Source organism: Geodermatophilus sp. SYSU D00710 (genome assembly GCF_054050195.1).
This window is the reverse complement of the sequence record NZ_JBJGYX010000014.1, coordinates 98,097-108,030: the sequence shown is the minus strand read 5'-3', so window position 1 is coordinate 108,030 and position 9,934 is coordinate 98,097. Positions and strand designations below refer to the sequence as shown.

The following is a 9,934-nucleotide window of genomic DNA, read 5'->3' as shown; positions in this document are numbered from 1 at the left end:
GTCGCGCCGGTGCCGGTCGCGCCGTCACCGAAGTCCCACGCGTGGGACACCACCCGGCCGTCGGTGTCGGCCGAGGCCGACCCGTCCACCGACACCGCCAGGTCGGCCGGCGCCGCGGTGAACGACGCCGTCGGGGCGACGTTGGGGGCCTCGCCCGTCCGGCCGGCGCTGACGTGGGCCGCCACCCGCTCCGCCGAGAGGGCCGTCGGGTACACGGCGACCTCGTCGATCTGGCCGGCGAACCAGTCCAGGCCGGTGGCCCAGCTGCGGTCGCCGCCGACCCGCCAGTAGCCGGTGAAGGGGTCCGCCCGGACGACGTCGGCGCGCGTGCCGACGAGCTGCCCGTCGACGTAGAGCGCCATGCCTGCGTGACTGAGCGCGCCGGCGACGTGGTGCCACCGGCCGTCGTTGTAGGCGCCGCTGGTTGTGATGGTCTGCCGGGCGGTGTTGAAGACCCCGAAGGACACCCGGCCCTGCGCGTCCATGTAGACGTGCCGGTCAGAGGTGCCGCTCAGGCCGGTCCGCGAGCTGCCGAAGCCGACGATGCTCCCACCGCGGGTGGTGGTGGTCTGGAACCAGGCCTCGACGGTGAACACCTGCGGGCCGGCCGTGGCCGACTGGGTGCCGATCGTGCCCGAGGAGGTCCCGTTGAACCGGTAGGCCAGGTCGGCGTCACCGGCGATGGCGCCGACCTGGTTGCGCGAGACGCCGGAGCCGACCGCCATGTCCTCCGCCTGCGTGCCCAGCCGATCGTACGCCAGCGATCCGGAGGTCTCCCCCAGCGGCCAGTGGCTCCGTGGGCCGTCCGAGGCGACCACCTGCGCGTACAGGCGGTCGGCGCTGCGGTTCGACGAGCCCACGGTCGCCGTCGCCCAGGTGGAGGTCAGCGAGTTGCCGGCCGGGTCGCTCGCGACCACCACGTAGCGGTGGGAGCCGGCGGTGGCCCCGGTGTCGGCACAGCCGTAGGTGGGCAGCTGCCACCACTGGGAGGGGCGGGTGACCTGGCAGACCGGCGTGCCGGACACGGCGTCCCGGTACACGCGGTAGGTGAGGTGCTCGTTGTCCCGGTCGTGCACGGCGCGCCAGGTGATGCGGGCGGCACCGGGGATCATCGTGACGGTCGGCGCGAAGGTGCCGGTCGCCCGGGGGCCGACCCGGTTGGGCGCCAGGGACGGGACGGCGAAGCGCACCAGTCCCTGCTGCTCGGACCCGTTGACGCCGGGGAACTCGCCGCCGTAGACCACGTAGTCCCGGTTGCCGGTCACGGACCATCCGGCCTGGTACTGCTGGGTGTAGGTCCCGGAGTAGAAGGTGGGGTACCAGGGCAGCACCGACGGCGCCGGCTTGCCAGCGAAGTTCTGGTTCGCGATGGTGTCGTTGCCCACGGTGCCGGCCGGAGCGAGCGAGAGACTCGTTCCGAACATGTTGACCTTCGGGTTCTGCTCGGGGAAACCGCCGATGTTGCCGCAGGTGTGGGCGTGCGTGGCGTGGTAGACGGCGCCGTTGACCGCGAACGCGCTGTAGCTGTCGCCTCGGCAGTCGTTGATCCAGTGGATCGCGCCGCCGTTCGCCTTCGCGGCGAAGGAGCCCTCGAGGTTGCCCGGGCCCCAGAAGTCGTACCCCGTGCCGTAGACGTTGGTGCCGTCGGTGCTCAGACTCCAGATCGCGGAGTTGACGCCCTGGTTGGTGATCAGCGAGCCGACGGCGAAGGGCCGGGTGGCGCCGGTGGCGCCGTCGAGAGCGCCCACGCCGGTCGCCTTCATCCCGTTGAGCGAGTCGAATCGTCCGGCGACGACGACCTGGCCGTTGCTGCCCGCGAGCACCATCGCCAGCACGTAGTTGCTCGTCTGGGCGTTCTTCTCCGGGTCGTTGGGCAGCGTGTTGCCCGCCGTGGAGCCGACTCCGGGGCGGGGAGCCCAGGGCAGCAGGGCCCCGGTGCTCGCCGACACGGCGGCCAGGCGGTCACGGGCGGTCGACCCGACGGCGCTGAACTCACCGCCGAGGTAGACGGTCGCGTCCGTCGCCGCGAGAGCGCGCACGGTGCTGTTGGCCGCCGGCCGGAACGTGCTGACGAGCTGGCCGGTCGCGGTGTCGTAGGCAGCGATGCGCGCGCGGGCCTGGCCGTTGGCCTGGGTGAAGGAGCCACCCACGTAGACACGGGACCCGTCGGGCGACGCGGCGAGTGCCAGCGCCTGCCCGTTGAGGTCCGGCGCGAAGGAGGTGATGAGCGCTCCTGTGCGGATGTCGTAGGCGAGCATGTTGTTGCGCACCGTCTCCTGCGTGCCGGGCGCGGCACCCGGGGGGCGGGCCCGCGTGAAGCTGCCGGCCACGTACACGGTGTTGCCGACGACGAGCTGCGCCCAGGCGACCCCGTTGATCTGCACCGTCGGCAGCGGGTCGGCCGTGACCGTGGTCGGTGTGACCGGGTTGGCGGGGTCCAGGGGAGCCGAGTCGGCCCGGGCGACCCCCGGGACGAGCACCCCCCCGACGACTCCGGTGACCATGAAGAAGGCGACCAGAGCCGCCAGCAGCGACCTGGGCGCAGACGTGAACCGTTCAGACATCGACGTACTTCCCCCGCTCGTTCCCGTGGTGCCGGCCTGCCGCGCTGACCGGCAGGCGGACACTAAGCGTGACGACAGGGTCGGTGACATCCCCTGATGCGGTGACAGAGCGTCACTCAGATGCCGAGAGGCGGGCATGTGCCTCACTCAGGGTGAGACCACCACGAACGACCGCAGGGCCCCGGCCGGACGGCCGGGACCCTGCGTGACGACGTGCTCGGCGGCGATCAGGCGGCCGAGCCGGTGAAGACGGCGTAGGGAGCCCCGGGCTGGTAGCCCACGGAGACGGTCACCGTGTCGCGCGTCTCCGTGGGGACGCGGAACACGTAGACGCCCTCGGCGGTCTCCCCCGGTTCCAGCATGCCGGCGACCGATGCGGCCGACGGGTCGTCGAGGGGCGACCCCGGCACCTGCTCGGTGCCGTAGCCGAGGTCGACGGCCACACCGGACAGGTCGACCGCGTCAGCCGTCCGGTTGTCGAACCGGACGGTGACCCGCAGTGCGGGCCCCCCCACGTTGCCCGGACCGTGACCGCTGCCCTCGATCGCCTCGATGCCCTCGAGGGTGACCGCGACGTCGTCGTCCACCGTCACGGAGCTGTCCAGCGGCACCGGCGGCAAGCTGGGCGGCAGCTCGTCCGCGTCGCTCGTCGGCCCCGTCGGCTGGGGGGTGGCCGGTGGCGGCCCGGCAGGACCCGGAGTCGTCGGCCCCGTCGGCTGGGGGGTGGCCGGTGGCGGCTCGGCAGGACCCGGAGTCGTCGGATCCGACGCGGTGCTGGGGACGGCGGCCGATGACGTCGCCGCCGCGTCGGTCCCGCCGGGTCCGCCGTCGTCGCCTCGGCCGCCGGTCAGGAACAACGCGGCCACCGCCAGACCGATGGTGAGCGCGGCGGCGGACCAGGCGAGGAGCCGCCTCCGGCGGATCCGCCCCGTCGTCTGGTGCGTGGAGGTGCTCATCGTGGCAACCTGCCCATCTCTCGGAACCACTTGACCGACCCGAGGGCCAGGTGCCCCGCCGTCGCCAGGAAGAGCGTGGCGTAGACGGACAGGAAGACCGCCGGGTTGCCCCACAACAGGAACGACAGGGCGAGGACGCCGTAGTCGGTGGGGAGCGACAGCAACGACCGGCGCAGGGACGGCGTCGCCGTCGACGGCTGCGCGCGCGTCGCGACCCCGTGCTGGGCGCGCAGGGCCTCGTTGAGCAGCATCGCGAAGAACAGCACACCGTCGGCGATGCAGTAACCGATCGGGACCAGCAGCAGCGGTCCCGGCTCGACGGCCACGAACCGGTACAGCGCGACCAGCACGGCCAGGTGGAGGGCCAGCAGCTTGGCCGCGTCGACCATGTGGTCGAGCCACTCCCCCGCCGGCGACCCGCCACCGCGCAGCCGGGCGAGTTGCCCGTCGGCGGCGTCGAGTGCATAGCCGAGCACCAGGCACGCAGCCACGGCCAGGCCCACGGGCACCGACGGCGGCACCAGGACGACCAGCGCGATGCCCGTGGCGGTGAACGCGGCGCTGACCGCGGTGACCGCGTTGGGCGTGAGCCCGGCGTGGAACGCCATCCCGGCGAAGAGCCGGCCCATCGGCCGGTTGACGAACCGCGAGTAGGCCGGCGCGCCGGCGACGCCCTTCTGCGCAGCGGTCAGTCGGCGCAGCGTCGTCCGCAGGTCCGCGGTGGGGTGCTGGACGGTGGCGGTCACTGCTGGGCCGCCGGGAGGTCCTCGTGTCCCCACTGCCCCGGCCGTGCCGGCGGATGCAGCGGCACCACGTCGGCGACCCGTGCCGAGACGTCCGGCCGGCCGGGCGGCGGGTCCGCGTCGGTCGACCTGCGCCGGCCGCTGGGGCGCCGGCGCGGCACGTCCCGCGCGGCCAGGCGCCGGGTGAGCTGCTCGTAGCCGTCGGCGACCTGGTCCCAGTCGTAGCGGGCGGCCAGGGCGCGGGCCCGGCGGCCGGCCTCGCGGGTGCCCTCCGGGTCGGCCTCGACGGCGGCGATCTGCCGGGCGACGTCCTGCGGCGTGCGGAAGAAGCGGCCCGAGTCGCGGACGACCTCGCGGTTGAAGTCGACGTCGTAGGCGGTCACCGCCGCGCCGGCGCCGATGGCCCGCAGCAGCGAGGGGTTGGTGCCGCCGACCGAGTGCCCGTGCAGGTAGGTGGCGCAGTGGGCGTAGAGCTGGTCGAGCAGCTCCTGGTCCCAGACGCCGCCGAGGAAGCGCACCCGCTCGTCGGCCAGCGCGTGCACCCGCCGGGTGTAGGCGTCGGCGTAGGGCGCCGATCCGACGACGACCAGCGGCTTGGCGGCGTCGCTGGCGGCGTAGCCCTCGACGACGACGTCGACGTGGTTCTCCGGCTCGAAGCGGGCCACCACCAGGTGGTAGCCGCCGGGCTCGAGGCCGGCCCCGGCCAGCTTGTCGGCGCCGGGGCTGATGAGCGGGGCGCCGTAGGTCAGCAGCGTCGTGGGGGCGCCGAAGGCGGCCCGGTAGTACTCGGCGATGCCCTCGGCGTCGGCGATGAGCACGTCCGACCAGCGCACCGCCAGCGACTCGGCGACGCGGTAGTACCGCCGGCCCACCGGCCCCCACTTCGCCCGCTTCCACTCCAGCCCGTCGACGTGGGTGGCGACGGGGATGCGGGCGGCACGCAGGGCCGGCAGCAGCGGGGCGTTGGCGGCGTTGAACAGGATGGCGGCGTCGGTGCGGTGGGTGACCAGGTGGCGGACCGACAGCGCGGTGTGGCTCAGCGTCTCCAGCGACCGGCGGCGGGCGGCCGGCAGGTGCACGAGCTCCATGCCCAGGTGCTCGGCGGGCGGCGCCTCGGCGGCACCCGGGGACGTGCGGCAGTAGACGACGACCCGGTGCCCGCGGTCGGCGAGCCTGCGGCCGACCTCCTCGACCGCGGTCTCGAAGCCGCCGTAGCGCGCCGGCACGCCGCGGGTGCCCACCAGGGCGAGGCTCAAGCGGTCCATCGGTCGCGTCCTTCCGTCGGTGCGGAGCAGGAGACGGTCGGCCCGCTCCGCGCACAGCGGCGCGGACCGACGGTAGGGAGCGGAGCGGTCGTCCCTCCTCCCCCGGCCGGGTGGGACCGGGGTGAGAGCAGGGGGACGCCGGCGGCCGCTAGTAGGCGCCGGAGCGGCTGAGCACCGCGCGGAAGGTCTTGACGAGGATCAGCGCGTCCAGCGCCAGCGACCAGTTCTCCACGTAGCGCAGGTCGAGGCGGACCGACTCCTCCCACGACAGGTCGCTGCGCCCGGAGATCTGCCACAGCCCGGTGAGTCCGGGCCGGACCAGCAGCCGCCGGCTGACCGAGGAGTCGTAGCGCGCGACCTCGTGGGGCAGCGGCGGCCGCGGGCCGACCAGCGACATCGAGCCGCCGAGCACGTTGAGCAGCTGCGGGAGCTCGTCGAGGGACAGGCGGCGCAGCCAGCGGCCGACTCGGGTGACCCGGGGGTCGGTGCGCATCTTGAACAGCAGGCCGTCGGAGATGTTCTGCTCCTGCAGCGCGTCGACCTGGCGGTCGGCGTCGACCACCATGCTGCGGAACTTGAGCATGGTGAACCGCCGGCCGTTCACGCCCACCCGCTCCTGCCGGTAGAGGACCGGGCCGGGGCCGTCGAGCCGCACGGCCAGGGCCAGCGCCAGCAGCAGCGGTGCCAGCACCACCAGCGCCAGGGCCGCGGCGGCCCGGTCGACCCCGCCCTTGACCAGCCGGCCCCAGCCGCCGAAGCGCGGCTGCTCGACCGAGAGCAGGGGCAGCCCCTCGAACGGGCGGATGTGCAGCCGCGGGCCGGCGACCTCGATCAGGCCGGGCGCGACGAGCAGCTCGATGCCGGTGCCCTCCAGCTGCCACGACAGCCGGCGGAGGTACTCGGCGGCGGTCTCGCTCGCCGAGGTGACCGCGACGGCGTCGGCCCCCAGCCGCTCGGCGGTCTCGGCGACGTCGTCGAGACCGCTGACCGGGACGCCGAGCCGGTCGGCGACGCGGGCCCGGCTCTCCGGGGTGACACAGGCGCCGACGACCTGCAGCCCGGCGTAGTTCGCCCGGGTCACCGCGGTGGCCAGCTCGACCACGGCGCCGCCGCGCCCGACGACGACGACCCGCTTGGTGCAGGCGCCGCGGGACTGCAGCCGGCGCAGCGCGCACCGGGCGGCGTAGCGGCCGACGAGGGTGAGGAGGGTGAGCACGGGCACGGCCGGCAGCACCAGAGCGCGGCTGAGTTCCAGGTCACCGGCGAAGGAGACGACGCCGGCCAGTGCGAGCAGCAGGAAGCCGGCCCGGCTGACGCGGCGGTACTCGTCGCTGCCGGTGCCGAACACCCGCTCCTCGTGGGCGCCGGTGCCCAGCAGCAGCAGCGGCCAGGCCAGCACCAGCCCGGCGGCGGTCCGCAGCGGCGCGGAGCCGAGGGACGGCTGCGCCGCGAGCACCCCGGCGCAGGCGGTCAGGGCGGCGGCCACGTCGAGGCCGTGCAGGGCCGCGGAGTAGCGGCCGGCCCACCGGCGGGCGGGCGCCCGCCGGACGGCGTGCAGGCCAGCAGCGGAGTCGGGGGCCCGACGCGGAGTCGGAAGCGTCGGCGTCGAGCTCCCCGGTCCGGTCGCGTGGTGGTGGTCCAGTAGCACGTCTCCCCCTCGTCACTCCCCGTGCGCACGGGAAACAGAGGTCACGCTCGGTGCGCAATGTCTTCGCCGCGCCCTGCGTGCTGGTCCCCCGACGCCTGGAGGACACTCACAGAGCGTGACAACGGGGTCAATGCGGAGAGTGACTCTTCACCCGAAGGGGGAGGGCGCGACCGGGGCTCAGCTGCGCGGGTGGACGACGTTCTGGGCCGCCTCGAGCCCTTGCGCCACCAGCTCCTCGGCGGCGTCGGCGGCCTCGGCGACCAGCAGGTCGAGCTCCTTGCGCTCGGTCGCGGAGAAGTCCTTGAGGACGAAGTCGGCGGGGTCCTGGCGCCCGGGTGGGCGGCCGATCCCGACTCGCACGCGCAGGTAGTCGCGGGTGCCCGTGGAGCGGCTGATCGAGCGCAGGCCGTTGTGCCCGCCCTCGCCGCCGCCACGCTTGAGCCGGACCGCGGCGAAGGGGAGGTCGAGCTCGTCGTGGACGACGACGAGGTCGGTGGCCGGCAGCTTGTGGTAGTCGAGCAGCCCGCGCACGGGGCCGCCGGACTCGTTCATGTACGTCGTCGGCCGGGCCAGGACGACGCGGCGGCCGGCCAGCCGGCCCTCGCCGGCCAGCGCGCGGGCCCGGGCGCCCTTCCCGGCGGCCAGCCGCACGCCGGCGCGGGCGGCGAGCTCGTCGAGCACCATGGCGCCGACGTTGTGCCGGTTGCCGGCGTAGCCCGGACCGGGGTTGCCCAGCCCGACGACGAGGAAGGGCCCCTCGGAGGGGAGGGACGCCGCAGGGGCGCCGGCGGGTGCGCCGGCGCCCCTGCGGGACGTGCTCTCGGTCAGCGGGGACCTCAGCTGTTCTCGGTCGACTCGATCGACTCGCCGCCGCCCTGCGCCATGGGCTCGGGGACGACGTCGCCCTCGCCGACGCCCTCCTCGGCCGGCGCGGACTCCTCGCGCTCGATGCCGGCCTCGGCCTCGGCCTCGGCGAGCTCGGCGTCGAGCTGCTCGGCGGTCGGGGCGGCCATGACGTTGACGACCAGGGCCTCGGGGTCGGTGAGCACGGTGGCCCCGCCGGAGAGGGTCAGCTCGCCGGCGGTGACGCCGTGGCCGGCCTCGCGGCCGGTGACGTCGACCTCGACGGTCTCGGGGATGGCGGTGGCGGGGGCCTCGACCGAGACGGTGTTCAGCTCGACGCTGACCAGGGTCTCGGAGGCGGCCTCGCCCACGACGGTCACCGGGACGTCGACGGTGACGCGCTCGCCGCGGCGGACGACGAGCAGGTCGACGTGTTCGTGCACGCGGGTGAGCGGGTCGCGCTGGACGGACTTGGTGAGCGCGAGCTGCTCGGTGCCGTCGAGGACGACGGTGATCAGGGCGTTGGTGCCGCCGTTGCGCAGCGCCGCGGCGAACTCGCGGGCCGGCAGCGACAGGTGGACGACGTCCTGGCCGTGCCCGTACAGGACGGCGGGGATGCGGCCCGCGCGGCGGGTCCGGCGGGCGCTGCCCTTGCCGAACTCGGTGCGGGCCTCGGCGACGAGGCGGAAGTCAGCCACGGTGGTGTGCTCCTCTGGTGGATCGGCCGGTGTGCCGGCGGCCGCGCGCGGCACACCCACTCGGAGCACACGCACGTCGATCACGGAGTCGGACGGACCGCTCCCTCGCCGGGCGCTGCCATGCTACCCGGCCGCCGGCCGGGTGACCGCGGCCAGGTGCCGTCCCCTGCTGCGCTGGCCCTCCCCGTCCGGCCTCGGGAGGCCCCCCGTGCCCCCGCTCGGCACGGACCGTCAGCTGGCGCCGCCGAAGAGGCTGGTGACCGAGCCGTCCTCGAAGACCTCCTTGATCGCCCGCGCGAGCAGCGGGGCGATCGACAGGACGGTGAGCTTGTCGAACTGGCGGGCCGGCTCGATGGGCAGCGTGTTGGTCACGATGACCTCGCTGATCTTGCTGTTCTTCAGCCGGTCGACGGCGGCGCCGGACAGCACCCCGTGGGTGGCGCAGACGATGACGTCGGCGGCGCCGGCCTCGAAGAGCGTCTCGGCGGCCTTCACGATCGTGCCGCCGGTGTCGATCATGTCGTCGAGGAGGATGCAGACGCGGCCCTCGACCTCGCCGACGACGCGGTTGGCGACCACCTCGTTGGGCCGCATGGGGTCGCGGGTCTTGTGGATGAAGGCCAGCGGGACACCGCCCAGCTTGTCGCTCCACCGCTCGGAGACCCGGACCCGCCCGGAGTCCGGGGACACGACCGTGATGTCGCGGTCGCCCCACCGGTCCTGCACGTGGCCGCTGAGCAGCTCCAGGGCGAACAGGTGGTCGACCGGGCCGTCGAAGAAGCCCTGGATCTGGGCGGTGTGCAGGTCGACGGTCATGAGCCGGTCGGCACCGGCGGTCTTGTACATGTCGGCGACCAGGCGGGCCGAGATCGGCTCGCGGCCACGGTGCTTCTTGTCCTGCCGGGCGTAGGGGAAGAACGGGGCCACCACGGTGATCCGCTTGGCCGAGGCGCGCTTGAGCGCGTCGACCATGATCAGCTGCTCCATGAGCCAGGTGTTGATCGGCGCGGTGTGGCTCTGCACGACGAAGGCGTCGCAGCCGCGCACCGACTCCTCGAACCGCACGAACAGCTCGCCGTTGGCGAACTCGTAGGCCGCCGTCGGCGTCGGCGTCACGCCCAGGTGGCCGGCGATCTCCGCCGCCAGCTCCGGGTAGGCCCTGCCGGAGAAGAGCATCAGGCTCTTGCTGGTGGTCTGCCGGATCGCGCTCATCGGCT

8 protein-coding genes are annotated in these 9,934 nt (G+C 74.3%); all 8 read right to left on the bottom strand.

Features of this window, described 5'->3' with window-relative positions; genetic code table 11:
- On the bottom strand, nucleotides 1-2,564 hold a 2,564-nt coding region (locus ACI78U_RS09250), incomplete at its 3' end, for a LamG-like jellyroll fold domain-containing protein (protein WP_456875005.1).
- A gap of 227 nt (nucleotides 2,565-2,791) precedes the next feature.
- On the bottom strand, nucleotides 2,792-3,157 hold the full coding sequence (locus tag ACI78U_RS09245) for a hypothetical protein (protein WP_456875004.1): 366 nt from the start codon (nucleotides 3,155-3,157) through the stop codon (nucleotides 2,792-2,794).
- Nucleotides 3,158-3,516: 359 nt separating this feature from the next.
- On the bottom strand, nucleotides 3,517-4,266 hold the full coding sequence (locus ACI78U_RS09240) for a CDP-alcohol phosphatidyltransferase family protein (protein ID WP_456875003.1): 750 nt from the start codon (nucleotides 4,264-4,266) through the stop codon (nucleotides 3,517-3,519).
- On the bottom strand, nucleotides 4,263-5,528 hold the full coding sequence (locus ACI78U_RS09235; RefSeq protein WP_456875002.1) for a DUF1972 domain-containing protein: 1,266 nt from the start codon (nucleotides 5,526-5,528) through the stop codon (nucleotides 4,263-4,265). The genes ACI78U_RS09240 and ACI78U_RS09235 overlap by 4 nt, the downstream gene beginning before the upstream one ends.
- A 148-nt stretch (nucleotides 5,529-5,676) precedes the next feature.
- Nucleotides 5,677-7,014, bottom strand: coding sequence for a sugar transferase (locus ACI78U_RS09230; protein WP_456875001.1), 1,338 nt, complete (start codon nucleotides 7,012-7,014; stop codon nucleotides 5,677-5,679).
- A gap of 339 nt (nucleotides 7,015-7,353) precedes the next feature.
- Complete coding sequence (pth, locus tag ACI78U_RS09225) at nucleotides 7,354-7,911, bottom strand: aminoacyl-tRNA hydrolase (RefSeq protein WP_456875008.1); 558 nt, start codon at nucleotides 7,909-7,911, stop codon at nucleotides 7,354-7,356.
- 101 nt (nucleotides 7,912-8,012) lie between these two features.
- A complete protein-coding gene (locus ACI78U_RS09220) occupies nucleotides 8,013-8,717 on the bottom strand; it encodes a 50S ribosomal protein L25/general stress protein Ctc (RefSeq protein WP_456875000.1) in 705 nt (234 codons plus the stop codon).
- Nucleotides 8,718-8,948: 231 nt separating this feature from the next.
- Nucleotides 8,949-9,929, bottom strand: a complete 981-nt coding sequence (locus ACI78U_RS09215; RefSeq protein ID WP_456874999.1) for a ribose-phosphate diphosphokinase — start codon at nucleotides 9,927-9,929, stop codon at nucleotides 8,949-8,951.
- Nucleotides 9,930-9,934 lie beyond the last annotated feature (5 nt).

Coding starts and splice junctions, on each gene's coding strand:
- ACI78U_RS09235 (WP_456875002.1), bottom strand. CDS start 5,528: ATGGACCGCTTGAGCCTCGCCCTGGTGGGCACCCGCGGCGTGCCGGCG.
- ACI78U_RS09215 (WP_456874999.1), bottom strand. CDS start 9,929: ATGAGCGCGATCCGGCAGACCACCAGCAAGAGCCTGATGCTCTTCTCC.